Source organism: Pseudomonas sp. Marseille-Q5299, from assembly GCF_943737035.1.
GTDB lineage: Bacteria > Pseudomonadota > Gammaproteobacteria > Pseudomonadales > Pseudomonadaceae > Aquipseudomonas > Aquipseudomonas putida_E.
This window is the reverse complement of record NZ_CALSFR010000006.1, coordinates 354,651-376,208: the sequence shown is the minus strand read 5'-3', so window position 1 is coordinate 376,208 and position 21,558 is coordinate 354,651. Positions and strand designations below refer to the sequence as shown.

Genomic DNA, 21,558 nt, shown 5'->3' with positions numbered 1-21,558 from the left:
CTATCGCCGGCAAGCCCCCACGGCTACGCCACTGAACCTGAGGGCAGTGGGTACCCTGTGGGGGCCGGCTTGCTGGCGATAGGGCCGGTACTGACAACACAAAAAACCGGTTTTTTTACTCTCCCCACCCCTCTGTTTCGTCTTGTCACTAGACGCCCCAAATTCCCAAGGACACCCCATGACCGACCGCCCAGCCCTGCGCTCGCAACGCCTCAACCAGGTCACCCACGCCCCGCACACCGAGCTCGACGCCCTGGTCAAATCCCACGCACCGTTCGACAGCCGCGAGAGTTTCGCCCGTTTCGTCGTCGCCCAGTACCTGTTCCAGTCCGAACTGCAGGCCCTGTACAACGACCCGAAACTGATCGCCATCGTGCCTGACCTGGCCCAGCGCTGCCGCGCCGATCAAGCCCGCCTGGACCTCGCCGACCTCGATACCGAAGTACCGGCTGCAGTACCCGGCGCCTTGCACGACCCAAGCCTGGCAGAAGCGTTGGGCTGGATCTTCGTCTCCGAAGGCTCCAAACTGGGCGCCGCGTTTCTGATCAAGCGGGCCGTGGCCCTGGAGCTGTCCGACAGCTTTGGCGCCCGCCACCTGGGCGAACCGGCCGGTGGCCGCGCCGAGGGCTGGAAGCAGTTCACCCGAACCCTCGATGGCCTGGCGCTGTCTGCCGAAGAAGACGCTGCTGCCGAGCGCGGCGCAGTGGCCGCCTTCGAGCGCTTCACCGAACTGCTCAAGCATGCCTACGCCGCCGACAGCGCGCTGGCCTGATACGCTTAACCCGGCCACCCTTCCGGTGGCCGGACCGTTTTGTGCAGTGAGACCATGACCCGACCTGCCCGCTCGAAACTGTCGCGCCTGCTGTATGGCATCCTGGCTTACGTAAGCTTGGGTATCGGCCTGGTCGCCATCGTCATTCCTGGCCTGCCGACCACCGAGTTCATCCTTCTGGCCGCCTGGGCAGCGACACGCAGCTCGCCGCGCCTGTCGGCATGGCTGGAGAACCACCGGCTGTTCGGGCCTATCCTGTTCAACTGGCGCAATGGCAAGGTGATCCAGCGCCGGGCAAAGGTCAGCGCAACTCTGAGCATGCTGGTGTGCGCAGGCCTGATGCTGGCCTTCTTTGACCATCGCTGGCCGGTATTTCTGGCCATCACCGGCATGGCCCTGGGCAACCTGTGGATCTGGTCACGGCCAGAGCAGGCATGCCCGCCTGCGTCACAGGCTCAGTAGCCCTGAATACAGCGCATACGCTGCCAGAGCAGCGCCAATCAGCACCGCCGCGAAGATCAACTTCTCCCACGTGGTGAACAGCACCTGGCCTTGTTCACGCTTGGCCCGGGCGAACAGGATTACCCCAGGCGCATACAGCAATGCCGACAGCAGCAGGTACTTGAGCCCACCGGCATACAACAGCCAAAGCGCATACACCAGCGCCACCAACGCCACCAACAGGTCCTTGCGGCGCAGCCCCTCTTGCCCGGCATAACTCTCCCCGCGCAGCGCCAAGAGCACCGCGTAGGCGGCCGACCACAGGTACGGCACCAGGATCATCGACGACGCCAGGTAGATCAGGCTGGTGTAGGTACCCGCCGAAACCAAGGTGATCAGCAAGAACCCCTGGATCATGCAGTTGGTCAGCCACAGGGCATTGGCCGGCACATGGTTGGCATTTTCCTTGGCCAAAAAGCGCGGCATGGTCTTGTCCCGTGCCGTGGCGAAGAGGATTTCGGCGCACAGCAGTGCCCACGAGAGCAAGGCGCCGAGCAGCGAAACTGCCAGGCCGATGCTGATCAGCAACGCGCCCCAGGGCCCGACGATGTGCTCAAGCACCGATGCCAGTGAGGGGTTCTGCAGCCCGGCCAGTTCCGGCTGGGTCATCACCCCCAGCGACAGCACGTTGACCAGCACCAGCAGCGCCAGTACGCCGAGAAAACCGATCACCGTGGCCTTGCCCACATCCGTGCGGCGCAGCGCCCGCCCCGAATAGACACTGGCGCCTTCGATGCCGATGAACACGAATACGGTGACCAGCATCATGTTGCGCACCTGGTCCAGCACATTACCGAACTGCGGGTTGCTAACGCCCCAGATATCCCGGGTAAAGATGTCGGCGCGGAAGGCGAAGGCGGCGATGACGATGAAGATCAGCAGCGGCACCACCTTGGCCACGGTGGTTACCTGGTTGATGAACGCCGCTTCCTTGATGCCACGCAGCACCAGAAAGTGCACCGACCACAACAGCAATGAGGCACAGCCGATGGCAATGGGCGTATTGCCCTCACCGAACACCGGGAAATAAAAGCCCAGTGTACTGAACAGCAGCACGAAGTAGCCGACGTTGCCCAGCCAGGCGCTGATCCAGTAGCCCCAGGCCGAGGAAAAGCCCATGTAATCGCCAAAACCTGCCTTGGCATAGGCATACACCCCTGAATCCAGCTCAGGCTTGCGGTTGGCCAAAGTCTGGAACACGAAGGCCAGCGCCAGCATGCCCACTGCGGTGATACCCCAGCCAATCAGCACAGCACCAACATCCGCGCGCGCCGCCATGTTCTGCGGCAACGAGAAGATGCCGCCACCAATCATCGAACCGACCACCAGTGCGATCAACGCGCCGAGGCGCAGTTTCTGTCCTGGTTCGCTCATGCGATTCCTCGTCTTTTGTGCGTGCTGTCACATCGCTGAAACAGCTTTATCTGCATATAGATACGGCTACTTATAATAGACAAAGCCATTAAAGCTATAGCACTAATAACTCTTTTGTCTATACCGATCGCTCCAGATAAACGCTTGTCCGACGTGCAACTTTGTCAAGCTCGATTACCCATGGAATTTATTGAGAAAAGTTTGCGAAAACGGCAAAAGCGGCTAGCTTCAGAGTTCGCAGGCTGAACAGAGCGTTTGCTCTGGTTGTACATGGAGGTGCCAGCGCACGGGGCCTGCAACAGGGCTGTCGGCACTCTCCAGGAGTCAAGTGAAGGAAATTTCCTACTTCACAACGCCATGAACTGATCCAAGTCAGATCATGGCCCAGGCGACGGATTTATTCTGTGGTCAACTTTCTCCTGGTACGGAGTTGTTAAATGTCTGATTCTTCCGGAAAACTAAAACTCGGCGCACTCGTTGCACTCGTCGTCGGTTCGATGATTGGCGGCGGTATTTTCTCGCTGCCGCAAAACATGGCCGCCAGCGCAGGGGTTGGCGCCGTACTGATCGGCTGGGCGATCACCGCAGTCGGCATGCTGACCCTGGCTTTCGTGTTCCAGACCCTGGCCAACCGCAAACCTGATCTGGACGGCGGGGTATACGCCTACGCCAAGGCCGGCTTCGGCGACTACATGGGCTTCTCCTCGGCGTGGGGCTACTGGATCAGCGCCTGGCTGGGCAACGTCGGTTACTTCGTGCTGCTGTTCAGTACCCTGGGCTACTTCTTCCCCATTTTCGGTGAAGGCAACACCCCCGCTGCCGTCATCGGCGCCTCGGTGTTGCTGTGGGCGGTGCACTTCCTGGTACTGCGCGGCATCAAGGAAGCGGCGTTCATCAACCTGGTCACCACCGTTGCCAAGGTGGTACCGCTGGTGCTGTTCGCGCTGATCTGCGTGTTCGCCTTCCGCCTCGACATCTTCACTGCCGACATCTGGGCCACCGGCACGCCGGAACTGGGCAGCGTGATGAACCAGGTGCGCAACATGATGCTGGTCACCGTCTGGGTGTTCATCGGCATCGAGGGTGCGAGCATCTTCTCCTCACGGGCGGAAAAACGCGCCGACGTGGGCAAGGCCACAGTCATTGGCTTCATCACCGTGTTGCTGTTCCTGGTGCTGGTCAACGTGCTCTCGCTGGGCGTGATGACTCAACCGGAACTGGCCAAACTGCAAAACCCGTCGATGGCTGCCGTGCTGGAGCATGTGGTCGGCCACTGGGGCGCGGTGCTGATCAGCGTCGGCCTGATCATCTCGCTGCTCGGCGCATTGCTGTCGTGGGTGCTGCTGTGCGCCGAGATCATGTTCGCCGCTGCGAAGGATCACACCATGCCGGAGTTCCTGCGCCGCGAGAATGCCAACCAGGTGCCGGCCAACGCCCTGTGGCTTACCAACGCCATGGTGCAGATCTTCCTGGTGATCACGCTGTTCTCCGCGAGCACCTACCTGTCACTGATCTACCTCGCCACCTCGATGATCCTGGTGCCCTACCTGTGGTCGGCAGCCTATGGCTTCCTGCTGGCCATGCGCGGTGAAACCTACGAGCAGGCTGCCAGCGAACGCAGCAAAGACCTGCTCATCGGCGCCATCGCACTGATCTACGCCATCTGGCTGCTGTATGCAGGCGGCATGAAGTACCTGCTGCTCTCCGCCCTGCTGTATGCCCCTGGGGTCATCCTGTTTGCCAAGGCCAAGCGTGAAATTGGCCAACCGATCTTCACCAACGTGGAAAAACTGATCTTCGCAGCTGTGGTCATCGGCGCCCTGGTGGCGGCCTATGGCCTGTATGACGGCTTCCTGACCCTGTGACCCACGTCTTCGCTCAATTGGAGGAAAGAACCATGTCCGCTGAAAAACAGAAGTACGGTGTGCACTCCGAAGCCGGCAAGCTGCGCAAGGTAATGGTTTGCGCCCCAGGGCTTGCGCACAAGCGCCTGACCCCGAGCAACTGCGACGAACTGCTGTTCGATGATGTGATCTGGGTCGACCAGGCCAAACGCGACCATTTCGACTTCGTCACCAAGATGCGCGAGCGCGGCGTGGATGTGCTTGAGATGCACAACCTGCTGACCGACATCGTGCAGAACAAAGACGCGCTGAAGTGGATCCTTGACCGCAAGATCACCCCTGACACCGTAGGTGTGGGCCTGACCAACGAAGTGCGCAGCTGGCTCGAAGGCCTCGAGCCGCGCCACCTGGCCGAGTTCCTGATCGGCGGTGTGGCCGGCCAGGACCTGCCGCAGAGCGAAGGCGCCGACGTGGTCAAGATGTACAACGATTACCTGGGCCACTCCAGTTTCATTCTGCCACCGCTGCCGAACACCCAGTTCACCCGCGACACCACCTGCTGGATCTATGGCGGCGTCACGCTGAACCCGATGTACTGGCCGGCGCGACGCCAGGAAACGCTGCTGACCACTGCCATCTACAAATTCCACCCGCAATTCACCGGTGCCGACTTCAAGGTCTGGTACGGCGACCCGGACAAAGACCACGGCAACGCCACCCTTGAAGGCGGTGACGTGATGCCGATCGGCAAAGGCATCGTGCTCATCGGCATGGGCGAGCGCACTTCACGCCAGGCCATCGGGCAGCTGGCGCAAAACCTGTTCGCCAAGGGCGCAGTGGAAAAGGTCATCGTCGCCGGCCTGCCGAAGTCCCGCGCTGCCATGCACCTGGATACCGTGTTCAGCTTCTGCGACCGCGACCTGGTCACGATCTTCCCCGAAGTGGTGAAAGAAATCGTGCCATTCATCATCCGCCCGGACGAAAGCAAGCCCTACGGCATGGACGTGCGCCGCGAGCACAAGTCGTTCATCGAAGTGGTGGGCGAGCAACTGGGCGTCAAGCTGCGCGTGGTCGAGACCGGCGGCAACAGCTTCGCCGCCGAGCGCGAACAGTGGGATGACGGCAACAACGTGGTGGCGGTGGAGCCTGGCGTGGTCATCGGCTACGACCGCAACACCTACACCAACACCCTGCTGCGCAAGGCCGGCATCGAGGTCATCACCATCAGCGCCGGCGAGCTGGGCCGGGGCCGGGGCGGCGGCCACTGCATGACCTGCCCGATCGTGCGCGACCCCATCGATTACTAACGACCATTTCCCCGGCTACCCCCACAAGGCGGTGGCCGGGCCGATTACCGAACTCAAGGAGAATCACCATGGCGTTCAACATCCATAACCGCAACCTGCTCAGCCTCGAACACCACAGCACCCGCGAGCTGAAGTACCTGCTGGACCTGTCCCGCGACCTCAAGCGTGCCAAATACACCGGTACCGAACAGCAGCACCTGAAGGGCAACAATATCGCCCTGATCTTCGAGAAAACCTCGACCCGCACCCGTTGCGCCTTCGAAGTGGCCGCCTATGACCAAGGCGCCAATGTCACCTACATCGACCCCAACTCTTCGCAGATCGGCCACAAAGAAAGCATGAAAGACACCGCCCGCGTACTCGGGCGCATGTACGATGCCATCGAGTATCGCGGCTTCAAACAGGAAATCGTCGAAGAGCTGGCCAAGTTCGCCGGGGTACCAGTGTTCAACGGCCTGACCGACGAGTACCACCCGACCCAGATGATCGCGGACGTACTGACCATGCGTGAGCACAGCGACAAGCCGCTGCACGACATCAGCTATGCCTACCTGGGCGACGCCCGCAACAACATGGGCAACTCGCTGCTGCTGATCGGCGCCAAGCTCGGTATGGACGTGCGGATCGCTGCGCCCAAGGCGCTGTGGCCGCATGACGACCTGGTCGAGCGCTGCAAGCAGTACGCTGAGGAAAGCGGTGCACGCATCACCCTTACCGAGGACCCGAAAGCTGCGGTCAAAGGTGTGGACTTCGTGCACACCGACGTTTGGGTGTCGATGGGTGAGCCGATCGAAGCCTGGGGCGAGCGCATCAAGCAGCTCAAACCCTATCAGGTGAACACGGAACTGATGAAGTCCACCGGCAATCCGCGGACCAAATTCATGCACTGCCTGCCGGCGTTCCACAACTCCGAGACCAAGGTCGGCAAGCAGATCGCCGAACAGTATCCGGACCTGGCCAATGGCATCGAAGTGACCGACGACGTGTTCGAGTCGCCCGCCTGCATCGCCTTCGAACAGGCGGAAAACCGCATGCACACGATCAAGGCGATCCTGGTGTCGACCCTGGCTGATCTCTGATAAGCACCTCGGTAGTGTGGGAGCCGGCTTGCCGGCGATGAAGGCAACACGGTGCATGGCACCGGCTTCGCCGGTGATCGCCGGCAAGCCGGCTCCCACACAGAAACGAGGCGCTCCCCCCATCTTCGCAAAGGACATTCCCATGCGTATCGTTGTTGCATTGGGCGGCAACGCCCTGCTGCGCCGCGGCGAGCCCATGACCGCTGACAACCAGCGTGCCAATATCCGCACCGCCACCGAGCAGATCGCCAAGATTCACCCCGGCAACGAGCTGGTCATCGCCCACGGTAACGGCCCCCAGGTTGGCTTGCTGTCATTGCAGGCGCTGTCGTACAAACCCGACGAAGCCTACCCGCTGGACGTGCTCGGTGCCGAAACCGAAGGCATGATCGGTTACATGATCGAACAGGAACTGGGTAACCTGCTGGCGTTCGAAGTGCCGTTCGCCACCCTGCTGACCCAGGTCGAAGTCGATGCAAACGATCCGGCCTTCAAGGACCCGACCAAGTTCATCGGCCCGGTCTACAGCAAGGAAGAAGCCGAACGCCTGGCCAAGGAGAAAGGCTGGGTGGTCAAAGCCGACGGCGACAAATACCGCCGCGTGGTGGCCAGCCCCAAACCCAAGCGCATCTTCGAGATCCGCCCGATCAAGTGGCTGCTGGAAAAAAACAGCATCGTGATCTGCGCAGGCGGTGGCGGCATCCCCACCATGTACGATGAAAACCGCAAGCTCAAAGGCATCGAAGCGGTCATCGACAAGGACTTGTGCTCGGCACTGCTGGCCGAACAACTGGAAGCCGACCTTCTGATAATCGCCACTGACGTCGACGCGGCTTACATTGACTGGGGCAAACCCACGCAAAAAGCCATTGCCCAGGCCCACCCCGACGAACTCGAACGCCTGGGCTTCGCCGCCGGCTCCATGGGGCCGAAGGTACAGGCCGCCAGCGATTTCGCCCGCGCCACCGGCAAGGTCGCAGTGATCAGCTCGCTGGAGAATATCGAGGACATCGTCAAAGGCACCGCCGGCACCCGTGTTTCAACGGCCAAGCCAGGCATCAGCTACCGTTGAATGCAGTAGGCGGGCGCAGGGCGCCCGCCATTTTCGACCCTCCGGAGGATTCCGCCATGGCCCAGTACCAACCTGGTCACGTGCATATCGAGCGCACTGCGCTGAACGCCAATGACCACAGCTACGACCTCAACATCGAGTACGAAGCGACTCAGGATCCCAGGGAAGGCCGAGGTATCCAGTTCCGCTTGCATGGCAGCATCGAAGGCAAGCCGGTGGATGAAAAGTTTTACCTGCCCAAAGATCAGGTCTTGCCGAGCTTTTTGATGGTGCTAAGCCGCAAGGCCCAGTCACACCTGCCACCGCACAAGAAATTCGAAACGCTCGGTTCACCGCACAAGATCTACGACCAGATGTTCGAGGACATCCGCGCCAAGCTGGATGTGAAGTCCGGCGACTCGATCAAGCCTGAACATTTAGAGTGAACCCAATCGCCGGCAAGCCGGCTGCCACAGGTACCCCGCTGCCTCAGGTTCTGCGGAGTACCTGTGGCAGCCGGCTTGCCGGCGATTGGGTTTAACACTGCTCCCAAGGCATACTACTGCCCTCCCCGGCCATAACCCCCCGCCTCCCCATGCGCATCCACGTCAGCTTCATCGACCGCGTCGGCATCACCCAGGAAGTCCTCGCCCTGCTCGGTGCCCGCAACCTCAACCTGGACGCCGTAGAGATGGTCCCGCCGAACGTCTACATCGACGCTCCGACCCTCAGCCCCGCCGTTCTCGAAGAACTGCACGACGCGCTGTTCGAAGTACGTGGGGTACAGTCGGTGGACGTGGTCGATATCCTCCCTGGCCAGCGCCGCCACCTGCAGCTCGATGCCCTGCTGGCCGCCATGAGCGACCCGGTGCTGGCCGTCGACAGTGCAGGCCTGGTGCTGCTGGCCAACCCCGCGCTGATCGCCCTGTGCGGGCGTGAGTCAGCGGGGCGGTCTGTTGGCGAACTGTTCGGTGACCCCGCCCTGCTGCAGGCCCTGCTGGACAACAACTTCCACCTGCCGATGCGCGAGATGCAACTCAACGGCCAGAGCCTGCTGCTCGATGCCACGCCTATCACCAACGCCGGCGGCCTATTGACCCTGTACCCGCCCAACCGCATGGGCGAGCGCCTGTCTGCCCTGCACCACGACCACGCCGAAGGCTTCGATGGGCTGCTCGGCGAGTCCCCGGCCATCCGCACCCTCAAGGCCCGCGCCCTGCGCGTGGCGGCCCTGGATGCCCCACTGCTGGTACACGGCGAAACCGGCACCGGCAAGGAACTTGTGGCCCGCGCCTGCCATGCCATCAGCAGCCGCCAAGCGGCGCCTTTCCTGGCCCTCAACTGCGCCGCGCTGCCCGAGAGCCTGGCCGAGAGCGAGCTGTTCGGCTACGCCCCAGGCGCTTTCACCGGCGCCCAGCGCGGTGGCAAACCCGGGCTGATGGAGCTGGCCAACCAGGGCACGGTATTTCTCGACGAGATCGGCGAAATGTCGCCGTACTTGCAAGCCAAGCTGCTGCGTTTTCTCAGTGACGGCAGCTTCCGCAGGGTGGGCGGCGACCGTGAGGTGAAGGTTGATGTACGCATCATCAGCGCCACCCATCGCGACCTTGAACGCATGGTTGCCGAGGGAACGTTCCGAGAAGACCTGTTCTACCGCCTCAACGTACTCAACCTGCAAGTACCGCCCTTGCGCGACCGTGGCCAGGACATTCTGATGCTCGCGCACTACTTCATGCAGCAGGCCTGCACGCAGATCCAGCGCCCATCCTGCCGACTGACCCCGGCCACGCACTCGGCACTATTGGCCAACCCTTGGCCGGGCAACGTACGCCAGCTGCAAAACGTGATATTCCGCGCGGCGGCCATCTGTGAAAGCAACCTGGTGGATATCGGCGACCTGGACATCGCCGGCACCTCAGTGGCGCGTGGGCAGGATGGCGAGGTTGCGAGCCTGGAACAGGCGGTGGGGGATTTCGAGCGTGAACTGCTGCAACGGCTGTACGCCAGTTATCCCTCGACCCGGCAGCTGGCAGGCAGGCTACAAACATCGCATACCGCAATTGCACAGCGGTTGCGCAAGTACGGAATTGCAGGCAAGTCCTGAATTGCCTGGCATTGCCATTCCTCGCAAGGAACCGTAACGATTTAAATACAGTGTATCGAATAAGATACAGTGCCATTCCCGCCCCCGCTTGCAAGGGTTTGATCCTCCAAACCTTTTGCCAGCGCATACATCTGTAGCGTTTTCATTCCAAGAAAGAGAGTCCATTATTACGCAAAAAACGTAACTTACTGATTTAAATGCATTTTTATCTTATGGCCGCATTTTTGCTTAGGGAAATCCAACCCAAGAGCGCGAACCCACCGCGCCCAACGCCCTGCTTTCCGAGGATTCCCCATGAGCGAGTTGCGTTTCACCGAAGATCACGAATGGCTGCGCGTCGAAGCTGACGGTAGCGTCACCGTAGGCATCACCGCCTACGCCCAGAACGCCCTTGGCGATGTGGTCTACGTGCAACTGCCGGAGTTGCAGCAATACGACAAAGGTGCCGAAGCCTCAACCGTTGAGTCGGTCAAAGCCGCCAGCGGCGTGTACATGCCTCTGAGCGGTGAAGTGGTCGCCGTCAATGACGGCCTGAACGACAGCCCTGAGCTGGTCAACGAAGACCCGCTGGGCGAAGGCTGGTTCTTCCGTTTCATTCCGGCCGACATGAATGAAGTGGCTGCCCTGCTCGACCAGGATGCCTACGACCGCCTGATCAAAGCCAACGACGACGCCTGAGGAACCCGAAGATGACCATCAACCTCGGCACCGCCAACGAATTCATCGCCCGCCACATCGGCCCACGCGCCGCAGACGAGCAGGCCATGCTGGCCACCTTGGGCTTCGACTCGCTGGAGGCCATGACCGCCGCAGTCATCCCCGACACCATCAAGGGCACCAGCGTACTGGGCGCCGAAGACGGCCAGAGCGAGGCCGATGCCCTCGCCGCGCTTAAAGCTATCGCCGGTAAAAACCAGCTGTTCAAGAACTATATCGGGCAGGGTTATTACAACACCCACACCCCGGCGCCAATCCTGCGCAACTTGCTGGAAAACCCGGCCTGGTACACCGCCTACACCCCTTACCAGCCAGAAATCTCCCAAGGCCGCCTGGAAGCCTTGCTCAATTTCCAGACCTTGATCAGCGACCTGACTGGCCTGCCGATCGCCAACGCCTCCCTGCTCGACGAAGCCACCGCGGCAGCCGAGGCCATGACCTTCTGCAAGCGCCTGTCGAAGAACAAGGCCAGCCATGCCTTCTTCGCCTCGGTGCATTGCCACCCGCAGACCCTCGACGTCCTGCGTACCCGTGCCGAACCACTGGGTATCGAGATCGTGGTGGGCGACGAGCGTGAACTCGATGACGTCAGCGCCTTCTTCGGTGCGCTGCTGCAATACCCAGCCAGCAATGGCGAGGTGTTCGACTACCGCGAGCTGGTGCAGCGCTTGCACGGCGCCAACGCCCTTGTCGCCGTGGCCGCCGACCTGCTGGCCCTGACGCTGCTGACCCCTCCGGGCGAGTTCGAAGCAGACGTTGCCATCGGCAGCGCCCAGCGCTTTGGCGTGCCACTGGGCTTTGGCGGCCCGCACGCGGCCTACTTCGCCACCCGCGACGCATTCAAGCGTGACATGCCGGGCCGCCTGGTCGGTGTGTCGATCGACCGTTTCGGCAAGACTGCCCTGCGCCTGGCCATGCAAACCCGCGAGCAGCATATCCGCCGCGAGAAGGCCACCAGCAACATCTGTACCGCCCAGGTGCTGCTGGCCAACATTGCCAGCATGTTCGCCGTGTACCACGGCCCTGCGGGCCTCAAGCGCATCGCCGAACGCACCCACGCGCTGACCGCGATCCTCGCTGCCGGCCTGAAAACCCTCGGCGTGCAAGTGGTCGGAGAAACCGCGTTCGACACCCTGACCCTGGCCACCGGCAGCGCTACCGAAGGCCTGCACGACAAGGCACGCGCCCAGCGCATCAACCTGCGCCAGATCGACGCCGCCCACCTGGGCCTGTCGCTCGACGAGACCAGTACCCAGGCTGACGTCGAGGCGCTGTGGCAGCTGTTCGGTGGCCAACAGGCACAACCGGACTTCGCCGCCCTGGCCGCCAGCACCGGCTCGCGCCTGCCTGCCGCCCTGCTACGCCAGTCGGCCATCCTCGAACACCCGGTGTTCAACCGCTACCACAGCGAAACCGAGCTGATGCGCTATCTGCGCCGCCTGGCCGACAAGGACCTGGCGCTGGACCGCAGCATGATCCCGCTGGGCTCGTGCACCATGAAGCTCAACGCCGCCAGTGAAATGATCCCGGTGACCTGGGCCGAGTTCGGCAACCTGCACCCGTTCGCCCCGGCCGAGCAAAGCCAGGGTTACCTGCAGATGACCACCGAGCTGGAAGCCATGCTCTGCGCCGCCACCGGCTACGACGCCGTGTCGCTGCAACCCAACGCCGGCTCCCAGGGCGAATACGCGGGCCTCCTGGCCATCCGCGCCTACCACCGCAGCCGCGGCGAAAGCCATCGCGACATCTGCCTGATCCCCTCCTCGGCTCATGGCACCAACCCGGCAACCGCACACATGGCCGGTATGCGCGTCGTGGTCACCGCGTGTGACGCGCGTGGCAACGTCGATGTCGAGGACCTGCGCGCCAAGGCCATCGAGCACCGCGAGCGCCTGGCCGCGATCATGATCACCTACCCGTCGACCCACGGCGTGTTCGAAGAAGCGATCGGCGAGATCTGCGCGATCATTCACGACAACGGCGGCCAGGTGTACATCGACGGCGCCAACATGAATGCCATGGTCGGCCTGTGCGCACCGGGCAAGTTCGGCGGCGACGTCTCGCACCTGAACCTGCACAAGACCTTCTGCATTCCGCACGGCGGTGGCGGCCCAGGCGTCGGCCCGATCGGCGTCAAGTCGCACCTGGCGCCGTTCATGCCCGGCCACGCTCAGTTGCAGAACCGTGACGGGGCGGTATGCGCCGCACCGTTCGGCAGCGCCAGCATTCTGCCGATCACCTGGATGTACATCCGCATGATGGGTGGTGCCGGCCTCAAGCGTGCCTCGCAGATGGCGATCCTCAATGCCAACTACATCGCCCGCCGCCTGGAAGAGCACTATCCTGTTCTGTATACCGGCGGCAATGGCCTGGTCGCCCACGAGTGCATCCTCGACCTGCGCCCGCTCAAGGACACCAGCGGCATCAGCGTCGACGACGTGGCCAAGCGCCTGATCGACTTCGGCTTCCACGCCCCGACCATGTCCTTCCCGGTAGCCGGCACGCTGATGATCGAGCCGACCGAAAGCGAGGCCAAGGAAGAACTAGACCGCTTCTGCGATGCGATGATCCAGATCCGCGAAGAGATTCGCGCCGTGGAGAACGGTAGCCTGGACAAGGACGACAACCCGCTGAAGAACGCTCCACACACCGCTGCCGAGCTGGCTGGCGAGTGGGCCCACGGCTACAGCCGCGAACAGGCGGTGTACCCGCTGCCAAGCCTGGTGGAAGGCAAGTACTGGCCACCTGTGGGCCGGGTCGACAACGTGTTCGGCGACCGCAACCTGGTGTGCGCCTGCCCGTCGATCGAGAGCTATCAGGACGCCTGACCGCCTGGGGCCGCTTCGCGGCCCATCGCCGGCAAGCCGGCTCCAACCGGGACCGCACAGCTCTGGAGGCCTGCACTGTACCTGTAGGAGCCGGCTTGCCGGCGATGGGCTGCGCAGCAGCCCCAAAGGGTTAACCGGATATGTCAGGAGCAAGCACCATGTCACTGAGCGTCTTCGACCTATTCAAGATCGGCATCGGCCCCTCCAGCTCCCACACGGTCGGCCCGATGCGCGCTGCCGCACGTTTCGCCGAAGGCTTGCGCCGTGACGGCCTGCTGGCCAGCACCGCCAGCGTCAAGGCCGAGCTGTACGGCTCACTGGGTGCCACGGGCAAAGGCCATGGCAGCGACAAGGCGGTACTGCTTGGCCTGGAAGGCGAGCACCCCGATACCGTCGACACCGAAGCCATTCCCGCCCGCCTGCAGGCAATCCGTGAAAGCGGCCACCTGCACCTGCTCGGTGAACACACCATCGCCTTCGTCGAGAAGCAGCACCTGGCGATGATCCGCAAGCCTTTGGCATACCACCCCAACGGCATGATCTTCCGCGCCTTCGATGCCGCCGGCCTGCAAATCCGCAGCCGGGAGTACTACTCGGTGGGCGGCGGTTTCGTGGTCGACGAAGAGGCCGCCGGGCAAGACCGCATCGTCGAGGACAGCACCGTACTCGCCTACCCGTTCAAGACTGCCAAGCAACTACTCGGGCATTGCACCGCGCATCAGCTGTCGGTGAGCCAGGTGATGCTGGCCAACGAGGCGGCCTGGCGCCCCGAGGCCGAAACCCGTGCGGGTCTGCTGCGGATCTGGCAGGTGATGCAGGATTGCGTCGCAGCCGGCTACCGGCACGAGGGCATCCTGCCGGGCGGGCTCAAGGTCAAACGCCGGGCACCGGCACTGTACCGCCAACTCAGCCAGCACCCGGAGGCCAACCTGCGCGACGCGTTGTCGGTACTTGACTGGGTCAACCTGTATGCCTTGGCGGTCAACGAGGAAAATGCCTACGGCGGGCGCGTGGTCACTGCACCGACCAACGGTGCGGCAGGCATCGTGCCAGCAGTACTGCACTACTACATGCGCTTCGTCCCCGGCGCCAGTGAAGACGGCGTCGTGCGCTTTCTACTGACTGCCGCAGCCATTGGCATCCTGTACAAGGAAAACGCCTCGATCTCCGGGGCCGAGGTCGGCTGCCAGGGCGAAGTCGGGGTGGCCTGCTCGATGGCAGCCGGCGCCTTGTGCGAAGTGATGGGCGGCAGCGTGCAACAGGTGGAAAACGCCGCCGAAATCGGCATGGAGCACAACCTGGGGCTGACCTGCGACCCGATCGGTGGGCTGGTACAGGTGCCCTGCATCGAGCGCAACGCCATGGGCTCGGTCAAGGCCATCAATGCGGTGCGCATGGCCCTGCGTGGCGACGGGCAGCACTACGTGTCGCTCGACAAGGTCATCCGCACCATGCGCCAGACCGGCGCCGACATGAAAAGCAAATACAAGGAGACCGCCCGCGGCGGTCTGGCCGTCAACATCATTGAATGTTGACCCGACAACAAAACCAAGGAGTCATCGATGTCCGAAACACTGCACAAGACCCCGCTGCACGCCCTGCACCTGGAACTGGGCGCGCGCATGGTGCCATTCGCCGGCTTCGACATGCCGGTACAGTACCCGCTGGGCGTGCTCAAGGAGCACCTGCACACCCGTGAGCAGGCCGGCCTGTTCGATGTCTCGCACATGGGCCAGATCATCCTGCGCGGCAAGGATGCCGCCCAAGCCCTGGAAAGCCTGGTGCCAGTGGATATCATCGACCTGCCGGTGGGCATGCAGCGCTATGCCATGTTCACCAACGAGCAAGGTGGCATCCTCGACGACCTGATGGTTGCCAACCTGGGCGACGACACGCTGTTCCTGGTGGTCAACGCCGCCTGCAAGGAGCAGGATCTGGCCCACCTGCAGCAGCATATCGGTGACCGTTGCCAGATTCAGCCACTGTTCGAGGAACGTGCCCTGCTCGCCCTGCAAGGCCCGGCCGCAGTCACCGTGCTCGCGCGGCTGGCCCCGGAAGTGGCCGGCATGACCTTCATGCAGTTGCGCCCAGTCACCCTGCTGGGCGAAGACTGCTTCGTCAGCCGCTCGGGGTACACCGGCGAAGACGGTTATGAGATCTCGGTACCGGCCAAGGCTGCCGAAGCCCTGGCCCGACGCCTGCTGGCCGAGCCTGAAGTGCAGCCGATCGGCCTGGGCGCGCGCGACTCTCTGCGCCTGGAAGCGGGCCTGTGCCTGTATGGCCACGACATGGACACCGCCACCACGCCGGTCGAGGCCAGCCTGCTCTGGGCCGTGTCCAAGGTCCGCCGCGCCGACGGTGCGCGCGCTGGCGGCTTCCCCGGGGCCGAGGTGATCTTTGCCCAGCAGCAAGCCGGCGTGGCCCGCAAGCGTGTTGGCCTGCTGCCACAGGAACGTACGCCCGTGCGCGAAGGCGCAGAGATTGTCGATGCAGCTGACAAGCCCGTGGGTAAAGTCAGCAGTGGTGGCTTCGGCCCGACACTTGGCGCACCGGTTGCTATGGGTTATGTCGATATCGAACATGGCGCGCTGGACACTCCGCTGTTTGCCCTGGTGCGCGGCAAGAAGGTTGCCCTGAAAGTCAGCAAAACGCCTTTTGTGGCGCAACGTTACTATCGCGGTTGAACGCGGTACATGAGGTTTGCGAGCAGGTCGACTTATTCGTTTTCGAACCTGCCCCATAACTTATGAACATGGCGCCAGGCCAGGCGCCATGCCGTTTGCGATGAATTGTTCAGTTATCGAAAAAAGCCCGATTTTCCAGCTGACCAAGGGCTTGTTTTTTTCTCGGGAGTTGGCGTAGAGTCATTGCACTGTGTTTGCATGGGTCGCAACAGTTCGTGACCTGGGCCAGTAGCCGCAATCTGCTACAACCCGTTGGACGTGACTTACTTTCCTGCAACCCAGCCCAGTACTCTTTCACTCTTGATAACGTGAAAGTAACTGTCATTAAAATTTAAGCTTCATAGGAAATAAGACAATGGCTGAGCGTCAGAACGGTACCGTCAAGTGGTTCAATGACGAGAAAGGTTACGGCTTCATCACCCCAGAAAGCGGTGCTGATCTGTTCGTGCACTTCCGTGCCATCGAGGGCAACGGCTTCAAGAGCCTGAAAGAAGGCCAGAAGGTTACCTTCGAAGCAGTTCAGGGCCAAAAAGGCCTGCAAGCTGACAAGGTTCAAGTCCTCGGCTAAGCCGGTCGCGACTTCGAAGAAAGCCCCTGCCCAGTGCAGGGGTTTTTTTTTGCCCGTAGAATGGCGGCTTCGCCATTCGGAGCTGTCCTGCATGCCCAAGCCTCTGCTCTCACCCCAAGGTGACTTTCCGCCGGTCGGCCTGGGCCGGCGCCTGGCGGCGATGTTCTACGACTTCCTGTTGTGTACGGCCCTGCTGATCGTCACCGCAGGGGCCTACAAGATGATCCAGATGGCGATCATCGGCGAGGCACGCATGCGCGAGCTGACCGAGGCTGGTGCGCTGGACGGCGACCCGCTGCTGTCGACGATCCTGCTGTTTGCGCTGTTCGGTTTCTTTGCCAAGTTCTGGACCCACGGCGGGCAGACCCTGGGCATGCAGGTATGGGGCGTGCGCGTGCAAAACCTTGATGGCAGCGCAATCAGCCTGTGGCAGGCGCTGCTGCGCTTTATGGTGTCGATCGCCTCATGGCTGTGCCTGGGGCTGGGGTTCTTCTGGTCGCTGATCGACAAGCGCAAGCGCGGCTGGCATGACATTTATTCGCAGACACAGCTGGTGCGGGTACCGAAACAGAAGAAATAAGCCAGTCAGTTGGCGTTGTCAGGGCTGCTTTGCAGCCCATCGCCTGCAAGCCAGCTCCCACTGGGGCCGCGCAATTGCTGAGGTCTGCGCTGTACCTGTGGGAGCCGGTTTGCCGGCGATGGGCCGCAAAACGATTACCTGACTGGTATTAACCCTGAGGTCGGGTTTCTCGTGTCATCAGGCCATCATCCCGCCCGACGCAGCAACCATAAGCCGGCCAGTGCACACACACCGGCCGGGATCACCACCGCCAACAGCGGCGGGAAGCCGAACACCTGGCTCGAAGGGCCAAGCAGGTCGCCGGCAATACGGAACACAAAGCCCACCAGTACGCCAGTGAACACACGCTGGCCGAGGGTCACCGAACGCAGCGGCCCGAAGATGAACGAAATCGCCATCAGGACCAACGCCGCGGTCACCGCCGGCTGCAGCACCTTGGTCCAGAATGCCAACCAGTAACGGGCATTGTTCAGGCCCTGGTCGGACAGGTAGTGGATGTAGTCCCACAGCCCGGTGATCGACAGCGACTCCGGGGCCAGCACCACGGTATTGAGCAGTTGTGGGGTCACCGAGACATCCCAGCGTTCTTCCGAGCTCTTCACCACTTCGGTGTGATCGCCACGGAAGTAGGTGGTGCTGACATCGCTGAGTACCCAATGATCGCTCTCATAACGCGCCCGGCGCGCGAAACTCGACGTGACGATCTTGCGCTCGTCGTCGAAGCGGTAGCGGGTCACACCCAGCAACAGGCCATTGGGCTGTACCGAGTTGATATGCACGAACTCATCACCCTGGCGGTGCCACATGCCGCGCTTGGAGCTCTGCGCCTCACCGCCGCCCTGGGCCAGGGAACGGTCGGCCTGGGCCTTGTTCTCGCTGATTGGCGCCACGTACTCGCCAATCAGCAGGCCGACCAGCATCAGCACCAGCATCGGCTTCATCACCGCCCAGACGATGCGCCCGATGGAAACCCCGGCGGCACGCATGATGGTCAGTTCGCTGCTGCTGGCCAGGCTGCCCAGGCCGATCAGGCAGCCGATCAGTGCCGCCATCGGCAACATGTCGTAGAGCCGGCGGGGCGCTGTAAGAAGCGTGAACCAGCCAGCATCCATGACGGTATAGGTATCGCTCAGGTCGCTCATTTCGTCGATGAAGGCGAACAACGAAGCCAGGCCCAGAATGATGCCCAGTACGGCCATGATGGCCATCAGCACGCTCTGGCCGATGTAGCGGTCCAGCTTAACCATGGGCCACCTCCGCACGACGGGCGGCACGCTTGAGCCGTAGCGGCTCCCAGTACATCAGGCCCAGGCCGATGAGCAGGAACAGGCCATGCACCCACCACATGCCCAGGGCGATCGGCAGCTTGCCTTTCTCCAGAGCGCCACGTACGGAAATCAGCATCGTCAGGTAGGCCATGTACAGAAGAATCGCCGGCAGCAGCTTGAGGAAGCGGCCCTGGCGTGGATTGACCCGGGACAGCGGCACTGCCAGCAGGGTCACGATGAATACCAGGATCGGCAAGGAGATGCGCCATTGCAGCTCGGCACGTTCGCGTAGCCCGGCATTGCCGATCAGTTGGGAGGTAGGAATGGCTTCACGCTCGGTCACTTCCTCGCTGACTTCAGGCTTGGGCAACAGCACGCCATAGGTGTCGTACTTGATCGCCCGGTAATCGGCCTGGCCAGGGTTGCCGTCATAGCGGTAGCCATTCTGCAACACCAGATAGCGATTGCCGTCGGCCTGCACTTCCTGATGGCCCTTTTCGGCTACCAGCACGGACGGTGCACGGTCCTTGGTCTTGTCCTGGTTGAAGCGCTTCTCGGAGATGAACACACCGGTGAGGTTGCTGCGATCATCGGTCAGCTCCTCGGTGTAGGTCACCCGCGAACCGTCGCGCAGGGTCTGGAAGCGGCCCGGCACCAAGGTATCGAACTCGGTCAGGGCATCCTGCTGGCCAATGATCTGCTGCACCTGGGCAACGCCCAGTGGCGCCAGGCTCAGGCTCAGCCAGGCCACCAGCAAGGCGACCAGTGCCGCAGGTGCCATGGTCAGGCCGAGCAGGCGTTGCTGGCTCATGCCGGTGGCCGACAGCACGGTCATCTCGCTTTCCAGATACAGCCGGCCATAGGCCAGAAGGATGCCGAGGAACAGCCCCAATGGCAGGATCAGTTGCAAGAAACCGGGCAGGCGGAAGCCCATGATCAGGAACAGCACGCTCGGGTCGAGCACGCCCTGGGCCGCCTGGGCCAGGTACTTGATGAAACGCCCGCTCATGATGATCACCAGCAGCACTGCGCTGACGGCGCTCAAGGTCACCAGGACCTCGCGGGAGAGATAACGAAAGACGATCAAACCAGACACTCCTGGGTTGTCAGGGGCGGACTGCCAAACAAAGGCTTACGACAGCCAAGACCAATGCCGGTTCGCCGGGGGCGAACCTCCTTGTAAAGTGCGCGCATTATCCTGTGATTGGCCGCGCCTGTCACTTGGCCGCGCATCAAGGCTGACAACGGGGTTGTCAGCACGCTTGCCGCAGGCTCAAACTGGCAGCTTTTCCACTGGCCCGCGACCACGCGGCCAGGCCCGCCCAGAGCGCAAGAACTCAAAGCGCCAACTGCACAGATCATTCGGGGACCCTGACATGGAACTGGTTGTAAAAAGCGTAGCTGCTGCATCCGTAAAAACCGCCACCCTGGTCGTACCGGTCGGCGAAGGGCGCAAGCTCGGCGCCGTTGCCAAAGCTGTCGACCTGGCCACCGACGGTGCCATCAGTGCCGTGCTCAAGCGTGGCGACCTGGCCGGCAAGCCAGGCCAGACGCTGCTGCTGCAAAACCTGCCTGGCCTCAAGGCCGAGCGCGTACTGCTGGTGGGCAGCGGCAAGGACGAAGCCCTCGGTGACCGCGCCTGGCGCAAACTGGTCACCAGCGTTGCCGGCGTGCTGAAAGGCCTCAACGGCAGCGACGCGGTACTGGCACTGGACGACATCGCCGTCAGCAACCGTGATGCCCACTACGGCAAATACCGCCTGCTGGCCGAAACCCTGCTCGATGGCGAATACGTGTTCGACCGTTTCAAGAGCCAGAAAGCCGAGCCACGCGCGCTGAAAAAGATCACCCTGCTGGCCGACAAGGCCGGCCTGGCCGAAGTGGAGCGCGCGGCACACCACGCCACCGCCATCGCCACCGGCATGGCCTTCACCCGCGACCTGGGCAACCTGCCGCCGAACCTCTGCCACCCGAGCTACCTGGCCGAGCAGGCCAAGGAGCTGGGCAAGGCTCACAAAGGCCTCAAGGTCGAAGTGTTCGACGAGAAGAAGATCAAGGACCTGGGCATGGGCGCGTTCTACGCGGTCGGCCAGGGCAGCGAACAGCCGCCACGCCTGATCGTCCTGCAATACCAGGGCGCCAAGAAGAGCGACAAACCGTTCGTGCTGGTCGGTAAAGGCATCACCTTCGACACCGGCGGCATCAGCCTCAAGCCCGGTGCCGGCATGGACGAGATGAAGTACGACATGTGCGGCGCCGCCAGCGTGTTCGGCACCCTGCGCGCCGTACTTGAACTGAAGCTGCCGATCAACCTGGTATGCATCCTGGCCTGCGCCGAGAACATGCCGAGCGGCAACGCCACCCGGCCGGGCGACATCGTCACCACCATGAGCGGGCAGACCGTTGAAATCCTCAACACCGACGCCGAAGGCCGCCTGGTGCTGTGCGATGCACTGACCTACGCCGAACGTTTCAAGCCACAAGCGGTGATCGACATCGCGACCCTGACCGGCGCTTGCATCGTTGCCCTGGGCAGCCACACCGCAGGCCTGCTGGGCAACAACGACGAGCTGATCGGCCAGTTGCTCGACGCCGGCAAGCGCGCCGACGACCGCGCCTGGCAGCTGCCGCTGTTCGATGAGTACCAGGAGCAGCTGGACAGCCCGTTCGCCGACATCGCCAACATCGGTGGGCCGAAGGCCGGCACCATCACCGCCGCCTGCTTCCTGTCGCGGTTCGCCAAAGCCTACAACTGGGCGCACCTGGACATCGCCGGCACCGCCTGGGTCAGCGGGGGCAAGGACAAGGGCGCCACCGGCCGCCCGGTTCCGCTGCTGACCCAGTACCTGCTCGACCGCGCCAGCGCCTGATGCCGTGAGGC

At 62.5% G+C, this 21,558-nt stretch carries 18 protein-coding genes; 15 read left to right on the top strand and 3 right to left on the bottom strand.

The genetic code is table 11. The features are described 5' to 3' along the window. Window positions 1-178 precede the first annotated feature (178 nt). Both NGJ21_RS19025 and NGJ21_RS19020 read left to right on the top strand, forming a co-directional pair. Window positions 179-772: a biliverdin-producing heme oxygenase gene (locus tag NGJ21_RS19025; protein ID WP_046784421.1), complete on the top strand. Its 594-nt coding sequence runs from the start codon at window positions 179-181 to the stop codon at window positions 770-772. Between the two features lie 54 nt (window positions 773-826). Continuing rightward, on the top strand, window positions 827-1,234 hold the full coding sequence (locus NGJ21_RS19020; protein WP_125924445.1) for a YbaN family protein: 408 nt from the start codon (window positions 827-829) through the stop codon (window positions 1,232-1,234). Here the strand turns inward: NGJ21_RS19020 and arcD (NGJ21_RS19015) are convergent. Further along, complete coding sequence (gene arcD, locus NGJ21_RS19015; RefSeq protein WP_046784423.1) at window positions 1,220-2,647, bottom strand: arginine-ornithine antiporter; 1,428 nt, start codon at window positions 2,645-2,647, stop codon at window positions 1,220-1,222. The genes NGJ21_RS19020 and arcD (NGJ21_RS19015) overlap by 15 nt on opposite strands. A gap of 437 nt (window positions 2,648-3,084) precedes the next feature. Between arcD (NGJ21_RS19015) and arcD (NGJ21_RS19010) the strand changes: the two genes are divergently transcribed. The 12 genes from arcD (NGJ21_RS19010) to NGJ21_RS18955 all read left to right on the top strand — a co-directional run bounded on the left by arcD (NGJ21_RS19010) (window position 3,085) and on the right by NGJ21_RS18955 (window position 17,409). Further along, window positions 3,085-4,512 carry an arginine-ornithine antiporter gene (gene arcD / locus NGJ21_RS19010; protein WP_046784424.1) on the top strand — a complete coding sequence of 476 codons (1,428 nt, stop codon included), beginning with the start codon at window positions 3,085-3,087 and terminating at the stop codon, window positions 4,510-4,512. 32 nt (window positions 4,513-4,544) lie between these two features. Further along, a complete protein-coding gene (gene arcA, locus NGJ21_RS19005; RefSeq protein WP_251962494.1) occupies window positions 4,545-5,798 on the top strand; it encodes an arginine deiminase in 1,254 nt (417 codons plus the stop codon). Window positions 5,799-5,866: 68 nt separating this feature from the next. Then, entirely contained in the window at window positions 5,867-6,877 is a 1,011-nt protein-coding gene (locus NGJ21_RS19000) for an ornithine carbamoyltransferase (RefSeq protein ID WP_012316037.1), read from the top strand. 142 nt (window positions 6,878-7,019) lie between these two features. Continuing rightward, a complete protein-coding gene (arcC, locus tag NGJ21_RS18995) occupies window positions 7,020-7,949 on the top strand; it encodes a carbamate kinase (protein ID WP_115273960.1) in 930 nt (309 codons plus the stop codon). Between the two features lie 56 nt (window positions 7,950-8,005). Beyond that, complete coding sequence (locus NGJ21_RS18990; RefSeq protein ID WP_012316039.1) at window positions 8,006-8,374, top strand: DUF5064 family protein; 369 nt, start codon at window positions 8,006-8,008, stop codon at window positions 8,372-8,374. A gap of 149 nt (window positions 8,375-8,523) precedes the next feature. Further along, entirely contained in the window at window positions 8,524-10,032 is a 1,509-nt protein-coding gene (gcsR, locus tag NGJ21_RS18985) for a transcriptional regulator GcsR (RefSeq protein WP_204918808.1), read from the top strand. 294 nt (window positions 10,033-10,326) lie between these two features. After that, window positions 10,327-10,710, top strand: coding sequence for a glycine cleavage system protein GcvH (gene gcvH, locus NGJ21_RS18980; protein ID WP_039603903.1), 384 nt, complete (start codon window positions 10,327-10,329; stop codon window positions 10,708-10,710). Window positions 10,711-10,721: 11 nt separating this feature from the next. After that, complete coding sequence (gene gcvP, locus NGJ21_RS18975; protein WP_115273955.1) at window positions 10,722-13,577, top strand: aminomethyl-transferring glycine dehydrogenase; 2,856 nt, start codon at window positions 10,722-10,724, stop codon at window positions 13,575-13,577. Window positions 13,578-13,735: 158 nt separating this feature from the next. Then, on the top strand, window positions 13,736-15,112 hold the full coding sequence (locus NGJ21_RS18970; RefSeq protein ID WP_204918812.1) for an L-serine ammonia-lyase: 1,377 nt from the start codon (window positions 13,736-13,738) through the stop codon (window positions 15,110-15,112). A 27-nt stretch (window positions 15,113-15,139) separates the two neighbouring features. Continuing rightward, a complete protein-coding gene (gcvT, locus tag NGJ21_RS18965; protein ID WP_046784431.1) occupies window positions 15,140-16,261 on the top strand; it encodes a glycine cleavage system aminomethyltransferase GcvT in 1,122 nt (373 codons plus the stop codon). A gap of 355 nt (window positions 16,262-16,616) precedes the next feature. Then, window positions 16,617-16,829 (top strand): cold-shock protein, encoded by a 213-nt coding sequence (locus NGJ21_RS18960; protein ID WP_012316046.1) that lies wholly within the window; start codon window positions 16,617-16,619, stop codon window positions 16,827-16,829. A gap of 91 nt (window positions 16,830-16,920) precedes the next feature. Next, a complete protein-coding gene (locus tag NGJ21_RS18955) occupies window positions 16,921-17,409 on the top strand; it encodes an RDD family protein (protein ID WP_251962493.1) in 489 nt (162 codons plus the stop codon). A 185-nt stretch (window positions 17,410-17,594) separates the two neighbouring features. Here the strand turns inward: NGJ21_RS18955 and lptG are convergent, their stop codons facing one another. Together lptG and lptF are read right to left on the bottom strand one after the other, a co-directional pair. Further along, window positions 17,595-18,656: an LPS export ABC transporter permease LptG gene (gene lptG, locus NGJ21_RS18950; protein WP_251962492.1), complete on the bottom strand. Its 1,062-nt coding sequence runs from the start codon at window positions 18,654-18,656 to the stop codon at window positions 17,595-17,597. Further along, window positions 18,649-19,764 (bottom strand): LPS export ABC transporter permease LptF, encoded by a 1,116-nt coding sequence (gene lptF, locus NGJ21_RS18945; RefSeq protein WP_012316049.1) that lies wholly within the window; start codon window positions 19,762-19,764, stop codon window positions 18,649-18,651. Before lptF ends, lptG begins: the two co-directional genes overlap by 8 nt. Before the next feature lie 289 nt (window positions 19,765-20,053). Between lptF and NGJ21_RS18940 the strand changes: the two genes are divergently transcribed. Continuing rightward, window positions 20,054-21,547, top strand: coding sequence for a leucyl aminopeptidase (locus NGJ21_RS18940; protein WP_046784433.1), 1,494 nt, complete (start codon window positions 20,054-20,056; stop codon window positions 21,545-21,547). The last annotated feature ends 11 nt before the right edge of the window (window positions 21,548-21,558 follow it).

What these genes read in the sequence shown, in the direction of transcription:
- gcvH (WP_039603903.1), top strand. Translation starts at nt 10,327, where the DNA reads ATGAGCGAGTTGCGTTTCACCGAAGATCACGAATGGCTGCGCGTCGAA.
- gcvT (WP_046784431.1), top strand. Translation starts at nt 15,140, where the DNA reads ATGTCCGAAACACTGCACAAGACCCCGCTGCACGCCCTGCACCTGGAA.
- NGJ21_RS18990 (WP_012316039.1), top strand. Translation starts at nt 8,006, where the DNA reads ATGGCCCAGTACCAACCTGGTCACGTGCATATCGAGCGCACTGCGCTG.
- NGJ21_RS19020 (WP_125924445.1), top strand. Translation starts at nt 827, where the DNA reads ATGACCCGACCTGCCCGCTCGAAACTGTCGCGCCTGCTGTATGGCATC.
- NGJ21_RS18940 (WP_046784433.1), top strand. Translation starts at nt 20,054, where the DNA reads ATGGAACTGGTTGTAAAAAGCGTAGCTGCTGCATCCGTAAAAACCGCC.
- arcD (WP_046784423.1), bottom strand. Translation starts at nt 2,647, where the DNA reads ATGAGCGAACCAGGACAGAAACTGCGCCTCGGCGCGTTGATCGCACTG.
- NGJ21_RS18960 (WP_012316046.1), top strand. Translation starts at nt 16,617, where the DNA reads ATGGCTGAGCGTCAGAACGGTACCGTCAAGTGGTTCAATGACGAGAAA.
- NGJ21_RS18955 (WP_251962493.1), top strand. Translation starts at nt 16,921, where the DNA reads ATGCCCAAGCCTCTGCTCTCACCCCAAGGTGACTTTCCGCCGGTCGGC.
- NGJ21_RS19025 (WP_046784421.1), top strand. Translation starts at nt 179, where the DNA reads ATGACCGACCGCCCAGCCCTGCGCTCGCAACGCCTCAACCAGGTCACC.
- gcvP (WP_115273955.1), top strand. Translation starts at nt 10,722, where the DNA reads ATGACCATCAACCTCGGCACCGCCAACGAATTCATCGCCCGCCACATC.
- arcD (WP_046784424.1), top strand. Translation starts at nt 3,085, where the DNA reads ATGTCTGATTCTTCCGGAAAACTAAAACTCGGCGCACTCGTTGCACTC.
- NGJ21_RS18970 (WP_204918812.1), top strand. Translation starts at nt 13,736, where the DNA reads ATGTCACTGAGCGTCTTCGACCTATTCAAGATCGGCATCGGCCCCTCC.
- arcC (WP_115273960.1), top strand. Translation starts at nt 7,020, where the DNA reads ATGCGTATCGTTGTTGCATTGGGCGGCAACGCCCTGCTGCGCCGCGGC.
- arcA (WP_251962494.1), top strand. Translation starts at nt 4,545, where the DNA reads ATGTCCGCTGAAAAACAGAAGTACGGTGTGCACTCCGAAGCCGGCAAG.
- NGJ21_RS19000 (WP_012316037.1), top strand. Translation starts at nt 5,867, where the DNA reads ATGGCGTTCAACATCCATAACCGCAACCTGCTCAGCCTCGAACACCAC.
- lptG (WP_251962492.1), bottom strand. Translation starts at nt 18,656, where the DNA reads ATGGTTAAGCTGGACCGCTACATCGGCCAGAGCGTGCTGATGGCCATC.
- gcsR (WP_204918808.1), top strand. Translation starts at nt 8,524, where the DNA reads ATGCGCATCCACGTCAGCTTCATCGACCGCGTCGGCATCACCCAGGAA.